An 18,717-nucleotide genomic window follows, 5' to 3' on the forward strand; every position below is an offset into this window, starting at 1 on the left:
CACGGCGTCATCGAGGGGAACCACCAGCATGAGACGAAAGGTCCTTGCCACCGCAGTGGTGGCCGCACTGACGGGGACGGCGGCGTTCCAGGCCGTCACCACGACAGCGTCGACGGCATCGAGCTCGCACGGAACGAGCGATCCCGTCTACCTGAACACCCGCTACTCGCCGGAGGAGCGGGCCGCCGACCTCGTGTCGCGCATGACGCTCGCCGAAAAGGCCAGCCAGATGAACAGCAGCCGCGCCGCGGCGATCCCACGCCTGGGCGTCGCAGCGTACGGCTGGTGGAACGAGGCCGCGCACGGCGTCGCCCGCGAGCAGACGACCGACAACAGCAATCCGCCGATCCTGACCAACACGACGTCGTACCCGGTGTCGCTGTCGCTGGGATCGACCTGGAACCCCGAGCTGATGTACGACGAGGCGAGCCTGATCGGCGACGAGGCCCGCGACGTCGTGCAGGACAACCAGCGCGACCTCGACTTCTGGTCGCCGACGGTCAACCTCGGACGCGACCCCCGCTGGGGCCGCAACGACGAGACCTACAGCGAGGATCCCTACCTGACCACCGCGATCGCGTCGAAGTTCGTGAACGGCATGGAGGGCAAGGACGAGAACGGCAGGCTGCTGCGTGAGGGCAGGGGCTATCTCAAGACCCTGACGACGCTCAAGCACTTCGCGGCCAACAACAGCGAGTTCAACCGCCGCAACGGCTCGTCCGACATGGACGACCGCACGCTGCGCGAGTACTACACCGCGCAGTTCCGCAGCATCGTGCAGAAGTCGCAGCCGGGCTCGATCATGAGCTCGTACAACCGCGTCAACGGGACCCCGGCCGCCGCCGACGTCTACCTGATCGACACGCTGGCCCGCAAGACCTTCGGGTTCAAGGGCTACTTCACGTCCGACTGCGACGCGATCTACGAGATCCAGGCCGGCCACAAGTGGCAGCCGCCGGGATATCCCCGCCCGCTGAACCAGGTCGAGCGCCACGCGTTCGCCAACAGCGCCGGCGAGGACCTGGACTGCAACCAGGGCTACCACGACCAGTACAACTACGCGAACACCGTGCCGACCGCGGTCGCGCAGGGCATCACGACGCAGACAGGTCTCTACACCGAGAACGACGTCGACGTCTCGGTCGTCCGGCTGTTCACCGCCCGCATGCGGCTCGGCGAGTTCGACGACGAGTCGAAGGTCCCGTGGGTCCGTGAGGCCCGCAAGCGCCTCGCGCCCGGCACGTGGACCAACAGCGACGCCAACAACGCCGTCACGCAGACGCCCGAGCGGCTCGCGATGGCCCGCAAGGCTGCGGACCAGAGCCTCGTGCTGCTCAAGAACGATGCCGTGAAGGCCTCGGGCAAGCGTGCCGCCACGCTGCTGCCGCTGCAGGTGCCCCGTCGTGGCTCCTACAAGGTCGCCGTGGTCGGACCGTACGCCAACCCGGAGTCGATGTACCTCGGTGGCTACAGCAGCATCCAGGGCGCGGCCGGCAAGTCCAACCAGGTCAACGGCTTCCAGGGCATCTCGAAGGCCGTCAAGGCCATCGACCCGCAGGCCACGGTCGACTACCTGCCGGGACTCTCGGCCGACCACAACACGGTCATCGCTGCCGACGTCGCCAAGACCAAGGGCTACGACGCCGTCGTGGTCTATGCCGGCACCGACAACAAGACCGCGGACGAGGACACCGACCGCAAGTCGCTCGCGCTCCCCGGGGCGCAGGCACAGCTGATCGAGCAGGTCGCCGACGCCAACCCGCGCACGGTGGCCTACCTCGAGACGATGGGTCAGGTCGACGTCGAGTCGTTCAAGGCCAAGGTGCCCGCGATCCTGTGGAGCTCCTACAACGGTCAGCGCAAGGGTGAGGGGCTCGCCGACGTGCTGCTCGGTCGCCACAACCCGAGCGGCCACCTGCCGTTCACGTGGTACCGGTCGGTCGACCAGCTGCCCGACATCGCCGACTACGGCATCCGCCCGACCGCGACGACCCAGGGTCGTACGTACCAGTACTTCACCGGACCGGTGTCGTACGCGTTCGGACATGGCCTCGGCTACTCGTCGTTCCGCTACTCCCAGGTGCGCGTCAACCGCTCGTCGGTGGACGCCAACGGCCGGGTGACGGTCACGGCGAGGGCGACCAACACGGGCCGGGCGACCGGCACGGACGTCGTGCAGCTCTACGCGGCGACGCCCGACGCCAGCCCCGCCCTCGAGCGGCCGATCAAGCGACTGGCCGGCTTCGAGCGGGTGACCCTCAAGCCGGGTCGCAGCACCACGGTCCGCATGCAGGTCAAGATCGCCGATCTCGCGTTCTACGACGAGGCGCGCAAGCGCTACGCCGTCGACCAGGGCCGGTACGAGCTGCAGCTGGCGTCGTCGTCCCGGAACGTCCTGGGTCGCGCGACGACGAGGGTGCGTGGCTCGCTCGACGCGGTCCCGTCCGTCGTCACCGCGAATCCGCACACCGCGGCGGACGCGGCGCGGGACGTCCCGCAGCGGGTGTTCTTCGCCAAGGGCGACGTGATCGACCCGCAGGTGACCGTGACCCTGAGCGACGACCGGATCTTCGGCCACGTCACGAAGGGCAGGAGTGTCGACCTCCCGGCGGGCATGACGGTGACCTACCGGAGCAACCGGCCCCAGGTCGTCGACGTCTCCCGCCGAGGGGTCGTCAAGGCCACGGGCAAGGGCGTCGCGACCGTGACCGCGAAGGTCCGGTACCACGGCAGGACCGCGACCGGCACGTTCGTGGTCCACGTCGGCTAGCCCGACGCACGGCAGGACGGCCCGTCCCCCTCGGGGGGCGGGCCGCTCTGCGTGTCAGGTGTGCTCGGCGCTCAGCAGGTACGCCGCGAGGAGCCGCTTCAGCTCGATGATCGACTCGCTGTGCTCCTGGCCGTCACGGATCGAGAAGTTCAGCATCGAGTAGACGACGTGGACGAGCACCTCGGCCATGATCGTGCGTCGTTCGCGGGGGGTGCTGGGCGTCAGGGGGGCCAGCGCACGGGCGACCTCGGCGGCCAGCTCGCGCTCGGTGACGGCCGCGGTGGCCCGGGTCGCCGGAGTCGACTGCACCGCGAGCCACACGGCCCGCCGGGACGGGTCGTTGACCCACAGCGCGGCCATGTGGTCGATGAACCGGTCGAGGAACTTGAGCCAGTCCAGCGACGGGATGGCCTCGGCGAAGCTCTGCAGCTCGTGGCGCACCGCGACGGCGTCGACGCGGTCGAGCTCGCACACGATGACGTACTTGTTCTGGAAGAACTGGTAGAGCGTCCCGATGGGCAGGCCGGCGCGGCTCGCGACCTCCTCGCACGTGAACGACTCGAAACCCACCTCGAGCAGCAGCTCACGCGCCACCAGCAGCAGGTGGTCGAACTTCTTGTGGCTGCGCTCCTGGGTCGGGCGGCGCCGGGGTTCGAGGATCTCGGCCGTCACGGGCGCCACCCTAGCGTGAAGCGGCCCGTCCCGCGTCGATCAAGGGGGCGATCATGTCGCCGATGCCGTCGAAGCCGGTGCCGACGGTCTGTCCCTGCGAGTGGCGAAAGTGGATGCCCTCCAGGATCACCGCGAGCTTGAAGAACGCCAGCGACAGGTGGAATCCGATGTCGCCGACGTCGCGTCCCGACCCCGCGGCGTAGCGCTCGACGACCTCGTCATGACCGAGGTAGCCCGGCGCCCGCGGCGCATCCGTCACGACGGCGCCGCCCTCGACGGGGGCCACCTCGCCGAGCTGCTGGTAGGCCAGCAGCAGCGCGACGTCGCTGAGCGGGTCACCGAGGGTGCTCATCTCCCAGTCCAGCACGGCGGTGACCTGGTCCGCGTCGTCGACCAGGAGGTTGTCGAGCCGGAAGTCGCCGTGGACGATCGTGCCGTCCCCGGACTCCGGGACGTTCGCGTCGAGGTACGCGACGAGCTCGTCCATGCCGGGCAGCTCGCGGCTGGTCGACGCGGCGAGCTGCTTCTTCCAGCGCGACACCTGGCGACCGACGTAGCCGTCGGGGCGGCCGAACTCGGCCAGCCCGACCTCGCGGTGGTCGACCGCGTGGAGCGCCACGAGCGTGTCGACCATGCGGCCGGTGATCTCGCGGGTGCGCTGCTCGCCGAGCTCCTCGAGCTGCGACGCGCGGGCGTACGGCGTGCCGCTCACCCGCTCCATGACGTAGAACGGGGCGCCGAGGACCTCGGTGTCCTCGCACAGGGCGATCATGCGCGGCACCGGGACGTCGGTGGGCGCGAGCGCCGCCATGACGCGGTGCTCGCGGGCCATGTCGTGCGCGGTGGCGAGGACGTGCCCCAAGGGGGGACGCCGGACGACGTAGTCGTGCACGCCGTCGGTGACGAAGTACGTCAAGTTGGACTTGCCGCCCGTGACGAGAGTCGCCTCGAACGGTCCGGCCACGGCGTCCGGGGACTGCCGGGCGAGCCATGCCGCCACGGCCGCGCTGTCCAGCCCCTTGGGGTCACTCATGTCGTCAGTCCTTCGGTCCGCCGGCCACGTAGATGACCTGTCCCGAGACGAAGCCGGCCCCCTCGCTGACGAGGAACGACGCGGTGTGGGCGATGTCCTCGGGCTGTCCGACGCGCTGCACCGGGATCTGCTCGGCGCTGTACTTGATGAAGTCGTCGAACGGCACCTTCATGCGCTCGGCCGTCGCGGCGGTCATGTCGGTCTGGATGAAGCCCGGCGCGATCGCGTTGGCGGTGATGCCGAACTTGCCGAGCTCGATCGCGAGCGTCTTGGTGAAGCCCTGCAGTCCGGCCTTGGCCGCGGAGTAGTTCGCCTGGCCGCGGTTGCCGAGCGCCGACGTGGACGACAGGTTGACGATGCGCCCGTAGCCTGCCTCGGTCATGTGTCGCTGCGCGTACTTGGACATCAGGAACGAGCCCCGCAGGTGGACCCCCATGACCAGGTCCCAGTCCTCGACCGACATCTTGAACAGCAGGTTGTCGCGCAGGATGCCCGCGTTGTTGACCAGGACGGTCGGGGCGCCGAGACCCTCGACGATCGTGTCGAAGGCGGCGGCGACCTGCTCCTCGTTGCTCACGTCGGCGCCCACGGCGAGGGCCTTGCCACCCGCGGCGGTGATCGCGTCGACGGTCGTGGCGCACGCGGAGGCGTCGAGGTCGACCACGGCGACCTGGAATCCGTCGGCGGCGAGACGCTTGGCGACTGCGGCGCCGATGCCTCGTGCGGCGCCGGTCACGATCGCGGTACGGGTTTCACTCACGGTGTTCTCCTCCAAGGGGACGGTCTAAGCGCTTGCTTAGTGGCACGGTATCGCAGGTCACCCCGCCTGCGCGAGGGATTGCGCCTCGCCTCCAGCTGCCCGTATCCCTCATCGCCGGTCCCGTGCCCGCGCCAAGGGGACGCAGGATGAGGGTTCGTGGTTGCTCCAGCTGCCCGTATCCCTCATCGCCGGTCCCGCGTCCGCGCCGGGGGGACGCAGGGTGAGGGTTTGTGGTCGCTCCGGCTGCCCGTATCCCTCATCGCCGGTCCCGCTCTCGCGTCGGGGGGACGCAGGGTGAGGGTTTGTGGTCGCTCCGGCTGCCCGTAACCCTCATCGCCGGTCCCGCCCTCGCGCCGAGGGGACGCAGGGTGAGGGTTTGTGGTCGCCACGGCTGCCCCAAACCCTCATCGCCGGTCCCGCCACCGCGCGCACTGGCGCGGCAAATATGAGGGATCCCTCATCTTTGTGTATAGTTGAGGAAAACCTCATGTTTAGGAGTCGACGTGTCGAAGCTCGATCACCCCACGGTCGTCGAGGCCGCAGGGCCTGCTGACCAGCGCGAGGTGCTCACGCAGCGCCGAGCCGCCCGGTTCGCACGCGTCGAGCCCAAGGGCAAGAGGGTCTACACGGCCCGCGAACGGGCCGAGATGCTCCTGGACGAGGGCTCCTTCGTCGAGATGACGCCGATGCGCTCGGCGGGAGCAGGCGCCGGCAGCGGTGTCGTCGCCGGGTGGGGCACGACCGACGGCCACTCGGTCGTCGTGGTGTCCCACGACGCGGCGGTCGCGTCCGGCGCGATCGGCGCCGTCATGGCCGAGAGCATCCAGAAGGCCCAGCGGTTCGCTATCGACAAGGGCTACCCGATCGTCTACATCAACGACTCCGGCGGAGCCCGCATCCACGACGGCATCTTCGCGCTGCACGGATGCGGCGGCATCTTCGCGCTCAACATCGAGGCGCAGAGCCGCATCCCGCAGATCTCGCTGATCCTCGGGCCGTGCGCGGGCGCCGCGGCGTACTCACCGGCGCTCACCGACTGGACGATCATGGTCAAGGAGCAGGGGCAGATGTTCCTGACCGGCCCCGACATCGTCAAGGCCGCGACGGGGGAGGACGCGACCGCCGAGGACATCGGCGGCTCGGCGCTCCACACGCAGGTCAGCGGTGTTGCCCACCTCGAGGTCGACAGCGAGGAGGAGGCCTTCGACGCGACCCGGCTGCTGCTCTCGTTCCTGCCCACGCACAAGGGCGGCAAGCAGAAGCGCCACGACTCGGTCCCGGCCAACCCCCGGGCCGCCGCCGCGCTGCCGACGCTGGTCCCGGAGAAGTCGAGCGTCGTGTTCGACATGAACAAGCTGCTCGACGGGGTGCTGGACAACGGCGCTCGTCTCGAGCTGATGCCGACCCACGCGCCGAGCATCCTGACGCTGTTCGCCCGGCTCGACGGTCACGCCGTGGGCGTCCTGGCCAATCAGCCCAACGCCCGCGGCGGCATCCTGGACTCCAAGGCCTCGGTCAAGGCAGCCCGGTTCGTGGAGTTCTGCGGCCGCTTCGACCTGCCCGTCCTGACGTTCGTCGACGTGCCCGGCTTCCTGCCCGGCACGGTCGAGGAGGGGCGCGGTGTCATCACGCATGGCGCCAAGCTCCTCAAGGCGTACGTCGAGACCAAGAGCCCCAAGCTCACGGTCGTCGTGCGCAAGTCCTACGGCGGTGCGTACATCGCGATGGGCTCGGCCTCGCTCGGCGCGCACGCCAACTGGGCGTGGTCCGGCTCGGAGATCGCGGTGATGGGTCCCGGTGGGGCGGTGGCGCTGCTGCACCGCCGCGCCCTCAAGGAGGCCGAGGAGCCCACGGTCCTGCGCGACGAGCTCGCCGCGGTCTATCGCGAGGAGGTCGCCCGCCCGTACCTCGCGGCCGAGGCCGGCATCGTGGACGACGTGATCCACCCCGAGGAGACCCGGGACCGCATGATCGGTGCGATGCGCATGCTGACCCACGGCGCGGGTGAGTGATGTTCCTCGCGCGCGCAGAGATCGTCTCGAACGTCTGGAAGATCGTCGCCCGGGAGGGCGACCAGGTCGGCCGCGGTGACGTGCTGGCGGTGCTGGAGTCCATGAAGATGGAGATCCCGCTCGTGGCACCCGTGAGCGGTCACGTCAGCAAGATCCTGGTGGAGCTCGGGCAGATCGTCCAGGAGGGTGACCCCGTCATGGAGATCGACGAGACGGCGAGCGCCTGACGTCTGGCATCATCGGCGGGTGCCCGTCGACTCCCACACGTACGAGCTGCCCATGCGCTGGGCCGACCTCGACTCCCTGAACCACGTCAACAACGTCGTCTACCTCGACTACGCGGCCGAGGCGCGGGCGGCCCTCGTGGACGCGGGCCTGCCCGTGGACGACGGGGCCGTCTCGGAGATGACGGTGCGCTTCCTGCGACCCATGGCCCTCGGCCACGATCCGGTCAGGGTCGAGTCGAGGCTCACGGACGCCGGGCTGACGCAGGACGTCTGCGTGGTCCGCGACGGACAGCGCACCGATCACGCGCAGGTCGTCACCAGCTTCGGCCCGCGCGAGGACGCGGTGCCGCGGGTCCACGCCGAGCCCAAGGACGTACGGGTGCGGCGAGCCGATCTGGACGCGTCGGGCGTGGTGCGCCCCACCAAGGTGTTCGAGCTCTTCCAGGAGATCCGGGTCCTCCACGTGGCGACCAGGATCGACGTGCTCCTTCCGGGCAGCTTCGTCGTCGGGACCTCCCGGGTGGCACTGCGCCGCTCCATCGTCTGGCGCCCCGAGCCGTACACCGCCGGCACCTGGATCAGTCGCGTGGGTCAGGCGTCGTTCGAGATCCGGTGCGAGATCACCGACGGCACCCACGTGCTCGCGGACTCCACCACGACGCTCGTCGGCTTCGACCTGGCCACGCAGTCGTCCCGTCGCTTCGGCGACCTCGAGCGCGCGCAGCTGCTCGCGCTCGTGCAGGACTGAGGCGGCTCAGCCCGCTCAGCTCAGCCGTGCGAGTTCACCATGAACTGCGCGGCGTGCTGGACGTACGCCCAGAACTGCGCGTCGTGCTCGGGGGACAGGTCGGCCTTGTCGAGCGCGGCACGGAAGTGCTTGAGCCAGTGGTCGCGGGCGCGCTCGTCGACGACGAACGACACGTGCCGCATGCGCAGGCGGGGGTGCCCACGCTGCTCGGAGTACGTCGTGGGGCCGCCCCAGTACTGCTCGAGGAACATCGTGAACCGATGCGCGGCAGGGGCGAGGTCCTCCTCGGGATACAGCGGCCGCAGCACCTCGTCGGTCGCGACACCCTCGTAGAAGGTGTCCACGATCTGCTTGATCGTGTCGTGGCCGCCGATCGCGTCGTAGAAGGTCTGCTCAGCGCCGGTCTGCTCAGCGTCTTGGGTGCTCATGCCTCTTCACCATTCATGTGGACTGTCGGGAACGTCGTGGGGATGCGGATGCCCGCGCGGTCGAACTCGGCCTTGATGCGCCGACGCATCGCCCTCGCGACCAGCCACTGCTGCGCGGGGGCGGTCTTCAGCACGACGCGGACCACGACACCATCCTTGTCGAAGCGCTCGACGCCCCAGACCTCAGGTGCCTCGATGATGACGTCGTGGAACTGCGGCTCCTCGTAGGTCGAGGTGGCCACGTCCTGCAGGATCTGCTGGACCTTGTCGAGATCGGCCTCGTAGGAGACCGTGACGTCGAGGACCGTCCGCGCCCAGTTCTGGCTCTGGTTGCCGACCCGGAGGATCTCGCCGTTGCGGACGTACCAGACCGTGCCGTTGACGTCGCGCAGGCGGGTGACCCGCAGCCCGACCGCCTCGACCGTGCCGGACGCCTCACCGAGGTCGACCGTGTCACCGACGCCGTACTGGTCCTCGAGGATCATGAAGATGCCGGACAGGAAGTCCTTCACCAGGTTCTGGGCGCCGAAGCCGAGCGCGACGCCGACGATGCCGGCGCTCGCGATGATCGGGGCGATGTTGATGCCCAGCTTCGCGAGCGCCGAGATCGTGACGACCGCCATGATCATGCCGGTCGCGACGCTCTTGAGCAGCGAGCCCATCGTCTCGGCGCGCTGCTGGCGTCGCTGGTGGACGGCGGGCTTCAGGTCCGCGAGGAACTCGCCGGCCCGCGAGTTCGCGATGACGCCCGGCACCGCGCCCTTGCCGGCGCGGGCGACCAGGCGGTCGATCGAGCGGCAGACGAACCAGCGGAACGCGAGGCCGACGACGATGACGAGCAGAATCGCGCCCGGAGTCGCCACGAACCAGTCCCAGGCGCGCTCTGCGGGGATGTCCCAGTCGACCTTGAAGGTGTTCTCGTCGAGGTGAGGCATTGCTCCAGCCTACGGGTGGATACGATGGACCCCATGAGGACTCCTGCTCGCCTGTTGACCGTCGCCCTCTCGTTCGCCGTGCTGTTCGTCGCGGGCTCCGCCGCGGCCATGGCCGACGCCCCCACGGGTGGCGCGTGGCCCGACGGCGAGAAGAAGAGCACGCTCGACCTGCTGCTGGTCTTCGGCGGTGGCACCCTCGTGCTGTTCGTCGTGGTGTCGCTCTTCGGCCTGCTGACCGCGCGCAACAACTACGTGCCCCCGTCGCCGAGCACCGAGCTCTCGACGTCGGGCGACCACACGCCCAAGCACCGCTGAGCGACTCCTAGCGCGGAGCCATCCGCAGGGCGCCGTCCATCCTGATGGTCTCGCCGTTGAGGTAGTCGTGGTCGACGATCATCGTCACGAGCTTGGCGTACTCGCCGGGCTCGCACAGGCGCTGCGGGAACGGGATGCCCGCGGCCAGGCCGGCCCGGAACTCCTCGCTGACGGTCGCGAGCATCGGCGTGTTGACGATGCCCGGCGCGATCGTGCAGACCCGGATGCCGTACTGCGCGAGATCGCGGGCGGCCGGCAGAGTCATGCCGACGATGCCGCCCTTGGAGGACGCGTACGCGACCTGGCCGATCTGGCCGTCGTACGCCGCGATCGAGGCGGTGTTGACGATGACGCCGCGCTGTCCGTTCTCGTCCGGCTCGGTCGCGGCGATGGCCTCCGAGGCCAGCGCGAGCACCGTGAAGCTGCCGACCAGGTTGATCTGGACGATCTTGGCGTACAGGCCGAGGTCATGGACGCCCTTGCGGCCGAGGATACGTGCGGACGGGCCGATGCCGGCGCAGTTGACGACCGTGCGCAGCGGCGCGCCCTCGCTCGCCGTGGCGACCGCCGTGCGGACCTGCTGCTCGTCGGTGACGTCGGCGGCGAGGTAGGACACGCCGGGCACCTGCGGCGCCTGCTCGATCGCACCCGGGAGGTCGATCGCGTAGACGGTGGCGCCCTTCTCGGCGAGGGCGAGTGCGGTCGCGGCGCCGAGCCCGGAGGCTCCTCCGGTCACGATGGCTGCGGTGTCGTTGAGCTGCATGGTTCTCTTCCTTCAGTGTCGCTGGGGGTGGGTGGGGTCAGCGTGCGAGGTTGCGGCTGATGACGAGGCGCTGGATCTGGTTGGTGCCCTCGAAGATCTGCATGACCTTGGCCTCGCGCATGAAGCGCTCGGCCGGGAAGTCCTTGGTGTAGCCCGCGCCGCCGAGCACCTGCACGGCGTCGGTGGTCACCTTCATCGCGTTGTCGGTGCAGACCATCTTGGCGATCGACGCCTGCCGCGAGTACGGGCGTCCGGCGTCCTTCAGGCGGGCAGCGGCGAGGTACGTCGCGCGGGCGGACTCGACCGCGGCGGCCATGTCGGCCAGCACGAAGGCGAGGCCCTGGTGGTCGATGATCGCGCGGCCGAACGTCTCGCGCTCCTTGGCGTACCGGACCGCGACGTCGAGCGCCTCCTGCGCCAGGCCTGTCGCGACCGCAGCGATGCCGAGACGGCCGGCGTCGAGCCCGGCCAGCGCGATCGACAGCCCCTGGCCCTCCTCGCCGAGGCGCCGCTCGACCGGGACGCGGACGTCGTCGAACAGCATCGTGGCCGTCGTGGACGACATCAGCCCCATCTTGCTCTCGGGGGTGTCCGCGCTCAGGCCGGGCGTGTCGGCCGGGACGAGGAAGCAGGAGATCCCGCGCCCGCCGTCATCGCTGGTGCGCGCCATGACCTTGTAGAAGTCGGCCTTGCCGCCGTGCGTGGTCCACGCCTTGGCGCCGTTGATGACGTAGTCGTCTCCCTCGCGCACCGCGCGGGTGCGCATCGCGGCGGGATCGGAGCCGGCGTGGGCCTCGGACAGGCAGTACGCGCCCAGCTGCTCACCCGAGAGCATCTCCGGCAGCCACGACTCCTTCTGCTGCTGCGTGCCGGCCGTGAACAGGCCGAAGCACGACAGAGCGTGCACGCTGACGCCCACACCCACCGACGCGGACGCGGACGCGATCTCCTCGAGCGCCTGGAGGTACACCTCGTACGACTGCCCGCCGCCACCGAGCTCCTCGGGATACGGCAGCGACAGCAGGCCCGCACGCCCCAGCGTGCGGAAGATCTCGCGGGGGAACTCCGCACGTGCATCGAGATCGACGATCACCGGCCGCAGGTCCTTCGCGACGATGCTGCGCGTCAGCTCGATCAGGTCGGTGGACTCCTCGGTCGGCATGAGACGTTCGGCCGGCATGTTCCCTCCTCAGTGGGTCAGTACCAGGCACAGTACCGGAGGATCATCTCTGGTACCGTCCGGGGCATGGCTCAGCGAACCGCGACGGCGCGCACGTCCGCGCTGCTCGACGAGCTCGTCCCGGTGATCCTCGCCGAGGGATTCCTCGACCTGAGCATGGCCGACGTGGCCCGGCGCCTGCGCTGCTCGAAGAGCACCCTGTACGGCATCGCCGCCAGCAAGGAGCAGCTGCTCGTCACGGTGGTGCGGACGTTCTTCCGCGGGGCGACCGAGCGGGTCGAGCGGGCCGTCGCGGACGCCGGCACGCCCATGGACCGCATCGGGGTCTACCTCGAGGCGATCTCGGTCGAGCTCGCACCCGCGTCGCCGCAGTTCTTCGCCGACGTCGACGCGTTCGAGCCCGCGCGGGAGATCTACCGCGACAACACCCGCGCCGCGGCCCGCCGCGTGCAGGAGCTGGTCCAGCAGGCCGATCCGTCGGCGGACGCGCGCTTCATCGGTGCCGTGGCCGGGCAGGTCATGGAGTCGATCCACCGGGGTGACATCCGGGCCTCGACCGGCCTCGACGACTCTGCGGCCTACCGCTCCCTCGCCGAGCTGATCGTCGCGGGGCTGTTCGGGGGCGGTGCGCTCGCGTCCACGTGAGCCCAGCCGGTGGACGCGGGCGCACCGCCGCAGGGGGGCTCAGGGGCTGAGGACGTCCCGCATCGGCGGGCGCTGGACCGTGGTGATCGTGCGCTCGCCCATGCGCATCTCGGCGCCCTCGCGGTGGAACACGACCGCGGTGCTCTCGACGGACTCCCGCACCCCGGGTGCGGTGCGGAGGTCGAAGGCGGCCTGCACGTGCTGGGCCATCGCGCTGAGCGCCGCGAGGTCCTGGTGGCGGTGCCGCCGCAGGCCGAGGTCGACCTGGGCCATCGCCGAGAGGCCGTGCTCGCGCAGGACGTCGATCATGAGCCCGATGTCGACGCCGTAGTCCGAGACGAACGGGATCGTGAGCAGGGCGTCGGCGCGGAACGCGCACTCGCCCGCGAGCGGCTGGACGAACCCTGACAGCAGGGGAGTGCGGTCCAGGATGAGTGGCCGCGCGACGAGCTCGGTGACCCGGCCGCCGCCCGACGAGCGTGGCGGGCCGGACGACCACGGACGGTCGTAGAACGCCTTGACGAAGACGAGGTCGTCCTCGAGGAGGAGGGGGCCGAGCAGGCCGATCACGAAGTCGGCGGTGAACTCCTGGACGTCGGCGTCCAGGTAGATGCCGATGTCGCCGGTCATGACCGCGAGGGCCTTCCACATCGCCTCGCCCTTGCCCGGGCGGCTGCCCACGTGCGGGACGACCTCGTCGACGTGGAACACCGTCGCCCCGGCCTCGGCCGCGATGTCGGCGGTGGCGTCGGTCGAGTGAGAGTCGATCACGATGATCTCGTCGACGAGCGGCACGCGGTCCATCAGCTCCGAGCGCAGCGTCGTCACGATCGCCCCCACGGTGGCTGCCTCGTCGCGTGCGGGGATGAGGACGCTGACGCGGGTGTCCCGCTTCGCGGCGACGAGCGCGGCCGGGTCGAACTGGTCGAAGCGGTACGTGTGGGTGCCGAACCACGCCGCCGCGTCACGCAAGGCCGCGCACCGCCCGGGCCGGGGGTCGGTCCCCGCGGATGCTCGCCACCATCTCGAGCACCCGCAGAGTGCCCGGGACGTCGTGGGCGCGGAACGCCGCCGCACCGGCCGCCGCGGCGAGGGCCGTCGCCGCGAGGGTGCCCTCGCGGCGCTGGTCGACCGGCTGCCCCAGCGTCTCGCCGATGAAGTCCTTGTTGGACAGCGCCATGAGCACGGGCCACCCGGTGGCGACGAGCTCGTCGACGCGGCGCAGCAGCTCCAGGCCGTGCCACGTGTTCTTGCCGAAGTCGTGCGTGGGATCGATCAGGACGCCCTCGCGCGGCACGCCTCGCGCGACCAGCGCCTCAGCCGCTCGGGTGGTCTGGTCGATCACGTCACGGACCACGTCGTCGTAGTGGATGCGGTGCGGACGCGTGCGCGGCACCGCGCCACCGGTGTGCGAGCACACGAAACCGAGCGAGAACTCGGCGGCGACGTCGGCGAGCCCCACGTCGGCGCCTGCCCAGGTGTCGTTGATGAGGTCGGCGCCGGCCTCCGCGCACCGGCGGCCGACCTCCGCGCGCCACGTGTCGATGCTGAGGACCGCGTCGGGGAACTCCTCACGCACCGCGGCCAGGAACGGCACCGTGCGCCGGATCTCCTCCGTGACGTCGACCTCGGACCCCGGGCCGGCCTTCACGCCGCCGACGTCGATGATGTCGGCGCCGGCGGCGATCGCGGCCCGCACGGCGTCCCGGGCCGCCCCGTCGGCGTACGTCGCACCCTTGTCGAAGAACGAGTCGGGCGTGCGGTTGACGATCGCCATCACCAGCGCACGGTCACGACGGACCCGCCGGCCGCGAAAGACCAGGTCGACGGTCACGGGGTCCCGCCGGTCAGGACGCGGCCTGTGCCTTGAGGGCGCGAGCGAGGTCGTCGCGGCCCTCGGACACGTAGCGGACGGCCGCGGCGTTGGCCTGGGTCGAGGAGAGCCAGGCGTCGACCTTGTCGAGGGTCGTCTGCGACGGGTTCGCGAGCGGGAACAGATAGACCAGGGCGACCTGGCCGATCCAGACGCCGAGGTCGTCGACGATCGTCGAGGCCATCTCGAGATAGCGGTCGACGAACGGCTCGAGCACGTCGGCCTGGCCCGAGACCTGGAACGCGACCGCCGTCTGGCGTCGGGTCTCGTTGGGCGTCGACGGATCGACCGCCGCGGCCTGCCACGCGGCCTCCTTGGCCTCGGCCAGCGGGCGGATCGCCCGGGCCGCGGCCGCCCGCTCCTTGCCCGAGATCGTGTTGTCGGCCTCGAGGGTCGCATCGATCTCGGCCTCGTCGGCCTCGCCGAGGCGGGCCAGGGCCGTGATGAGCGTCCAGCGCAGGTCGGTGTCCAGGGTCAGCCCCTCGAGCGAGCCGTCGAGCAGCTCGCGCAGGAACGTCGGGCTCGACGCCGCGGAGGCGTACGCGCGCACGAGCGCCAGCTGGTGGTCGCTGCCGGGCTCGGCGGCGTCGACGAGCGACCGGAGGCCGGACTCCCAGCGGGCCTGGAGCTCGGGGCGCGCATCGTCCGCGGTGTAGAGGTTGACCGCGCTGTTGCCCTGGCGCAGCAGGGAGCTGACGGCGGTCAGATCGGTCTCGGAGCCGACGCCGGCGAGGACCAGGGTGACGAAGTCGGCTCCGGAGAGCTCGGCGTCGCGGGTCATGTCCCACGCCGATCCCCAGCACAGTGCGCGGGGGAGCGACTCCTCGAAGGTCGCGATGCTGTCGACGAGGGTTGCGAAGGAGCGCTCGTCGAGACGGATCTTGGCGTAGGTCAGGTCGTCGTCGTTGAGCAGCACCAGGTCGGGCTGGCTGCGGCCGATGAGCTCGGGGATCTCGGTGGACGCACCGCGGATGTCGGTCTCGACCCGCTCGGTGCGCACGAGCTTGCCGTCGACGCGGTCGTACAGGCCGATCGCGATGCGGTGGCGGCGCAGCGTCGGGTACGCCTCGATCGCGGTCTGCTCGACCGAGAACGACGTGAAGGCGCCCGCGTCGTCGGTGTCGAACGCCGCGCGGAGCGTGTTGACCCCGGAGGTCTGCAGCCACTCCTTGCTCCAGTCGCCGAGCTCGCGGCCCGAGGCCTGCTCGAGCTCGACCAGCAGGTCCGACAGCTGGGTGTTGCCGTAGGCGTGCTTGTCGAAGTAGGCGCGCAGACCCGCGAAGAAGTCCTTCTCACCGACCCAGGCGACGAGCTGCTTGAGCGCGGAGGCGCCCTTGGCGTACGTGATGCCGTCGAAGTTGGCCTCGACCGCGTGCAGGTCGTAGTTGTCGGCCGCGATCGGGTGGGTCGAGGGCAGCTGGTCCTGGCGGTAGGCCCAGTTCTTGCGGGCGTTGGTGAAGCTCGTCCACGCATCGGTGAAGCGGGTCGCGTTGGTGGAGGCGTGCGAGGCCGCGAACTCCGCGAACGACTCGTTGAGCCACAGGTCGTCCCACCACTTCATGGTCACGAGATCGCCGAACCACATGTGCGCCATCTCGTGCAGGATCGTGTTGGCGCGGCTCTCGTACGCTGCGACGGTCTGGCGGCTGCGGAAGATCATCTCGTCGCGGAACGTCACCGCGCCGGCGTTCTCCATCGCGCCCATGTTGTACTCCGGCACGAACAGCTGGTCGTACTTGCCGAACGGGTACGCCATCTCGAACGCGCCCTCGAAGAACTCGAAGCCCTGCTTCGTGATGAGGAAGATGTCGTCGGCGTCGAGGTGCTCGCGGACCGACTGGCGGCAGAAGATGCCGAGCGGGATCTCGCCGTACGGCCCGGAGTAGGAGTCGGTGACCGAGACGTACTCGCCCGCGATGAGGGCTGTGATGTACGTCGACATGCGCTTGGTCGGTGCGAAGTGCCACGTGGAGACGCCGTCGGCGCCGGCCTCGGGCTCCGGGGTGGGGGAGTTGGACACGACGGCCCAGTGCGAAGGGGCGGTGACGTGGAAGACGAACGTCGCCTTGAGGTCGGGCTGCTCGAACGTCGCGAACACGCGGCGGGCGTCCGGCACCTCGAACTGGGTGTAGAGGTAGACCAGCCCGTCGACGGGGTCGACGAAGCGGTGCAGTCCCTCGCCCGAGTGCGAGTAGGCCATCGTCGCGTCCACGACCAGGGTGTTGGTCTCCTGCAGGCCGTCCAGCGGGATGCGGCTGTCGGCGTAGACCGAGGGGTCGACCGGCTCGCCGTTCAGGGTGATCGAGGAGATCTCGGCGTCCACGAGGTCGACGAACGTCGAGGCGCCCGGGGTCGCGCCGAACGTGATCGTCGTCACGGAGCCGAAGCGGCTCTCGGAGTCGAGGGTGAGGTCGAGCTGGACGTCGTACGTCTCGGTGGAGACGGTCGAGGCGCGCTCGCTGGCTTCTTCGCGGGTGAGATTCGTACCAGGCATGTGACCATGCTTTCACGGGTCCCGGCCCCCGACGAGTCGGGTGGACCGGCCGGGGTCGGGCAGGATGGTGCCATGCAGATTCCGTTCGCAGCCTCCGAACGATCGACCGTCGGGATCGAGTGGGAGCTCGCCCTGGTCGACTCCGACTCCGGTGACCTGCGCCAGGTCGCGCAGACGGTGCTCGACGCGGTCGCCCCCGAGGGCGCCGATCAGCACCCGCACATCCGCCAGGAGCTGTTGCTCAACACCGTCGAGGTGGTCTCCGGCGTGTGCCGGACGGTCGGCGAGGCGGGCGCCGACCTGCAGCGCGCGATCGACGAGATCCGTGAGGTGACCGATCCGCTGCGCGTCGAGCTCATGTGCGCCGGCACGCACCCGTTCGCGAACTGGACCCATCAAAAGGTCACCGACAAGGAGCGCTACGCGACCCTCATCGACCGTACGCAGTGGTGGGGCCGGCAGATGCTGATCTACGGCGTGCACGTGCACGTGGGCATCGAGGACCGCGACAAGGTGCTGCCGATCAGCCGGGCGATGCTGACCTACTACGGCCACCTCCAGGCGCTCAGCGCCTCGTCGCCGTTCTGGGGCGGCAAGGAGACGGGGTACGCCTCGAACCGCGCGCTGATGTTCCAGCAGCTGCCGACCGCCGGGCTGCCGTTCCAGTTCGAGGAGTGGGGCCAGCTCGAGGGCTACGTCGAGGACATGCTGCACACCGGCGTGATCGACGTGTTCGACGAGATCCGGTGGGACCTGCGGCCGTCCCCCAAGTTCGGCACGCTGGAGGTGCGCGTGTGCGACGGCATCCCGACGATGTCGGAGCTGCTGAGCATCTCGGCGCTGACCCACTGCCTGGTCGAGCACTTCTCGTCCGAGCTCGACGCCGGACGCGAGCTGCCGACCATCCCGCCGTGGTTCGCGCAGGAGAACAAGTGGCGCTCGGCCCGTTACGGCATGGACGCGATCCTCATCCTCGACAAGCACGCCGAGGAGGACCTCATCACGACCGACCTGCACCGCCTGCTCGACACGCTCGAGCCCGTGGCCGAGCGCCTCGGCTGCGTCGAGGAGCTCGGCGGGATCCACGACGTCGTCGCCGGCGGGGCCTCCTACCAGCGCCAGCGCCGGGTCGCGGCGCTCAACGGCGGAGAGCTCGACGCGGTGGTGGGCTCGCTGGTCGAGGAAATGCGCGCGGGCCGTCCGGTGTTGCACCCGTCATGACCTCCACCGACACCGCCACCGCGCCCGCCGACACCGATCTGGAGAACGTCGACTTCTGGTTCGACCCGTTGTGCCCGTTCGCCTGGATCACCTCCCGCTGGATGCTCGAGGTGGAGAAGGTCCGCCCGGTCCACACGACGTTCCACGTCATGAGCCTGTCGGTGCTCAACGCCGACAAGGACGTGCCGGAGGAGTACAAGGAGATGCTCGAGCGCGGCTGGGGCCCGGTCCGCATCGCGATCGCCGTCGAGCAGCAGCACGGCACCGAGGCGCTGCGCCCGTTCTACACCGCGATCGGCACCCGCAAGCACAACCAGGACCGCGAGTTCGACAAGGAGATGTACGTCGAGGCGCTGGCCGAGGCCGGCCTGCCGACCGAGCTCGCCGCTGCCGCCGACGACGCGTCCCTCGATGCCGCCGTCCGCGCATCGCACCAGGGCGGCATCGAGCGCGTCGGCGAGGAGGTCGGCACGCCCGTGATCGCCCTCGGAGGGGTGTCGTTCTTCGGCCCGGTCCTGCAGAGCATCCCCAAGGGCGAGACCGCCGGCACGGTCTTCGACGGCGCCCGCGCGCTCGCCTCGTTCCCGGACTTCTTCGAGCTCAAGCGCTCGCGCACGGGCGAGCTGTCGTTCGACTGAGCA

Annotated in this window: 18 protein-coding genes; 8 read left to right on the top strand and 10 right to left on the bottom strand. The window is 70.0% G+C overall.

Going from position 1 to position 18,717, the window contains the following annotated elements; genetic code table 11:
• The first annotated feature begins 28 nt into the window (after window positions 1-28).
• Window positions 29-2,770, top strand: coding sequence for a glycoside hydrolase family 3 C-terminal domain-containing protein (locus GEV27_RS16975; RefSeq protein ID WP_153935156.1), 2,742 nt, complete (start codon window positions 29-31; stop codon window positions 2,768-2,770).
• Window positions 2,771-2,824: 54 nt separating this feature from the next.
• Here the strand turns inward: GEV27_RS16975 and GEV27_RS16980 are convergent, their stop codons facing one another.
• From GEV27_RS16980 to GEV27_RS16990, 3 genes are read right to left on the bottom strand one after another with little or no spacing between them, the layout of a single operon-like run.
• Complete coding sequence (locus tag GEV27_RS16980; protein ID WP_243838933.1) at window positions 2,825-3,442, bottom strand: TetR family transcriptional regulator; 618 nt, start codon at window positions 3,440-3,442, stop codon at window positions 2,825-2,827.
• Window positions 3,443-3,452: 10 nt separating this feature from the next.
• Window positions 3,453-4,475, bottom strand: coding sequence for a phosphotransferase family protein (locus GEV27_RS16985; RefSeq protein ID WP_153652047.1), 1,023 nt, complete (start codon window positions 4,473-4,475; stop codon window positions 3,453-3,455).
• Between the two features lie 4 nt (window positions 4,476-4,479).
• Entirely contained in the window at window positions 4,480-5,235 is a 756-nt protein-coding gene (locus GEV27_RS16990; protein ID WP_309222340.1) for an SDR family NAD(P)-dependent oxidoreductase, read from the bottom strand.
• Window positions 5,236-5,738: 503 nt separating this feature from the next.
• On the opposite strand from GEV27_RS16990, the gene GEV27_RS16995 reads away from it, so the two are divergent.
• From GEV27_RS16995 to GEV27_RS17005, 3 genes are read left to right on the top strand one after another with little or no spacing between them, the layout of a single operon-like run.
• Window positions 5,739-7,247, top strand: a complete 1,509-nt coding sequence (locus GEV27_RS16995) for an acyl-CoA carboxylase subunit beta (RefSeq protein ID WP_243838934.1) — start codon at window positions 5,739-5,741, stop codon at window positions 7,245-7,247.
• The gene (locus GEV27_RS17000) at window positions 7,247-7,474 is read left to right on the top strand and encodes a biotin/lipoyl-binding carrier protein (protein ID WP_153652049.1); all 228 of its coding nucleotides are present in this window, start codon (window positions 7,247-7,249) and stop codon (window positions 7,472-7,474) included. The genes GEV27_RS16995 and GEV27_RS17000 overlap by 1 nt, the downstream gene beginning before the upstream one ends.
• 19 nt (window positions 7,475-7,493) lie before the next feature.
• Window positions 7,494-8,222, top strand: a complete 729-nt coding sequence (locus GEV27_RS17005; protein WP_153911684.1) for a thioesterase family protein — start codon at window positions 7,494-7,496, stop codon at window positions 8,220-8,222.
• A gap of 20 nt (window positions 8,223-8,242) precedes the next feature.
• Here GEV27_RS17005 and GEV27_RS17010 read toward each other — a convergent pair whose 3' ends face one another.
• Window positions 8,243-8,650 carry a globin gene (locus GEV27_RS17010; RefSeq protein ID WP_153911683.1) on the bottom strand — a complete coding sequence of 136 codons (408 nt, stop codon included), beginning with the start codon at window positions 8,648-8,650 and terminating at the stop codon, window positions 8,243-8,245.
• The gene (locus GEV27_RS17015) at window positions 8,647-9,585 is read right to left on the bottom strand and encodes a mechanosensitive ion channel family protein (protein ID WP_153652052.1); all 939 of its coding nucleotides are present in this window, start codon (window positions 9,583-9,585) and stop codon (window positions 8,647-8,649) included. Before GEV27_RS17015 ends, GEV27_RS17010 begins: the two co-directional genes overlap by 4 nt.
• 33 nt (window positions 9,586-9,618) lie before the next feature.
• On the opposite strand from GEV27_RS17015, the gene GEV27_RS17020 reads away from it, so the two are divergent.
• Window positions 9,619-9,900 (top strand): hypothetical protein, encoded by a 282-nt coding sequence (locus tag GEV27_RS17020; protein ID WP_153935158.1) that lies wholly within the window; start codon window positions 9,619-9,621, stop codon window positions 9,898-9,900.
• Between the two features lie 7 nt (window positions 9,901-9,907).
• Here the strand turns inward: GEV27_RS17020 and GEV27_RS17025 are convergent, their stop codons facing one another.
• Both GEV27_RS17025 and GEV27_RS17030 read right to left on the bottom strand, forming a co-directional pair.
• Window positions 9,908-10,663 carry an SDR family NAD(P)-dependent oxidoreductase gene (locus GEV27_RS17025; protein ID WP_153652054.1) on the bottom strand — a complete coding sequence of 252 codons (756 nt, stop codon included), beginning with the start codon at window positions 10,661-10,663 and terminating at the stop codon, window positions 9,908-9,910.
• A gap of 37 nt (window positions 10,664-10,700) precedes the next feature.
• Window positions 10,701-11,843 carry an acyl-CoA dehydrogenase family protein gene (locus GEV27_RS17030; RefSeq protein ID WP_153935159.1) on the bottom strand — a complete coding sequence of 381 codons (1,143 nt, stop codon included), beginning with the start codon at window positions 11,841-11,843 and terminating at the stop codon, window positions 10,701-10,703.
• A 66-nt stretch (window positions 11,844-11,909) separates the two neighbouring features.
• Here GEV27_RS17030 and GEV27_RS17035 point away from each other — a divergent pair, with 66 nt between their 5' ends.
• Complete coding sequence (locus GEV27_RS17035) at window positions 11,910-12,488, top strand: TetR/AcrR family transcriptional regulator (RefSeq protein ID WP_153652056.1); 579 nt, start codon at window positions 11,910-11,912, stop codon at window positions 12,486-12,488.
• A 39-nt stretch (window positions 12,489-12,527) separates the two neighbouring features.
• Here the strand turns inward: GEV27_RS17035 and GEV27_RS17040 are convergent, their stop codons facing one another.
• Genes GEV27_RS17040 through pepN form a run of 3 tightly spaced genes read right to left on the bottom strand, consistent with a single transcriptional unit; the run spans window position 12,528 to window position 16,855 of the window.
• Entirely contained in the window at window positions 12,528-13,460 is a 933-nt protein-coding gene (locus GEV27_RS17040; protein WP_153935160.1) for a glucosyl-3-phosphoglycerate synthase, read from the bottom strand.
• A complete protein-coding gene (gene folP / locus GEV27_RS17045) occupies window positions 13,453-14,322 on the bottom strand; it encodes a dihydropteroate synthase (protein WP_309222341.1) in 870 nt (289 codons plus the stop codon). Before folP ends, GEV27_RS17040 begins: the two co-directional genes overlap by 8 nt.
• A 13-nt stretch (window positions 14,323-14,335) precedes the next feature.
• Window positions 14,336-16,855: an aminopeptidase N gene (gene pepN, locus GEV27_RS17050; RefSeq protein WP_153935161.1), complete on the bottom strand. Its 2,520-nt coding sequence runs from the start codon at window positions 16,853-16,855 to the stop codon at window positions 14,336-14,338.
• Between the two features lie 72 nt (window positions 16,856-16,927).
• On the opposite strand from pepN, the gene GEV27_RS17055 reads away from it, so the two are divergent.
• Together GEV27_RS17055 and GEV27_RS17060 are read left to right on the top strand one after the other, a co-directional pair.
• Entirely contained in the window at window positions 16,928-18,076 is a 1,149-nt protein-coding gene (locus GEV27_RS17055; protein ID WP_153652059.1) for a glutamate--cysteine ligase, read from the top strand.
• Window positions 18,073-18,714, top strand: coding sequence for a disulfide bond formation protein DsbA (locus GEV27_RS17060; RefSeq protein WP_153935162.1), 642 nt, complete (start codon window positions 18,073-18,075; stop codon window positions 18,712-18,714). Before GEV27_RS17055 ends, GEV27_RS17060 begins: the two co-directional genes overlap by 4 nt.
• Window positions 18,715-18,717 lie beyond the last annotated feature (3 nt).

It is taken from the genome of Aeromicrobium sp. S22 (assembly GCF_009661045.1).
In the GTDB taxonomy this organism is placed as follows: domain Bacteria; phylum Actinomycetota; class Actinomycetes; order Propionibacteriales; family Nocardioidaceae; genus Aeromicrobium; species Aeromicrobium yanjiei.

What these genes read in the sequence shown, in the direction of transcription:
- GEV27_RS16975 (WP_153935156.1), top strand. Translation starts at nt 29, where the DNA reads ATGAGACGAAAGGTCCTTGCCACCGCAGTGGTGGCCGCACTGACGGGG.
- GEV27_RS16985 (WP_153652047.1), bottom strand. Translation starts at nt 4,475, where the DNA reads ATGAGTGACCCCAAGGGGCTGGACAGCGCGGCCGTGGCGGCATGGCTC.
- GEV27_RS17000 (WP_153652049.1), top strand. Translation starts at nt 7,247, where the DNA reads ATGTTCCTCGCGCGCGCAGAGATCGTCTCGAACGTCTGGAAGATCGTC.
- GEV27_RS17010 (WP_153911683.1), bottom strand. Translation starts at nt 8,650, where the DNA reads ATGAGCACCCAAGACGCTGAGCAGACCGGCGCTGAGCAGACCTTCTAC.
- GEV27_RS17015 (WP_153652052.1), bottom strand. Translation starts at nt 9,585, where the DNA reads ATGCCTCACCTCGACGAGAACACCTTCAAGGTCGACTGGGACATCCCC.
- GEV27_RS17020 (WP_153935158.1), top strand. Translation starts at nt 9,619, where the DNA reads ATGAGGACTCCTGCTCGCCTGTTGACCGTCGCCCTCTCGTTCGCCGTG.
- GEV27_RS17025 (WP_153652054.1), bottom strand. Translation starts at nt 10,663, where the DNA reads ATGCAGCTCAACGACACCGCAGCCATCGTGACCGGAGGAGCCTCCGGG.
- GEV27_RS17030 (WP_153935159.1), bottom strand. Translation starts at nt 11,843, where the DNA reads ATGCCGGCCGAACGTCTCATGCCGACCGAGGAGTCCACCGACCTGATC.
- GEV27_RS17035 (WP_153652056.1), top strand. Translation starts at nt 11,910, where the DNA reads ATGGCTCAGCGAACCGCGACGGCGCGCACGTCCGCGCTGCTCGACGAG.
- pepN (WP_153935161.1), bottom strand. Translation starts at nt 16,855, where the DNA reads ATGCCTGGTACGAATCTCACCCGCGAAGAAGCCAGCGAGCGCGCCTCG.
- GEV27_RS17055 (WP_153652059.1), top strand. Translation starts at nt 16,928, where the DNA reads ATGCAGATTCCGTTCGCAGCCTCCGAACGATCGACCGTCGGGATCGAG.
- GEV27_RS17060 (WP_153935162.1), top strand. Translation starts at nt 18,073, where the DNA reads ATGACCTCCACCGACACCGCCACCGCGCCCGCCGACACCGATCTGGAG.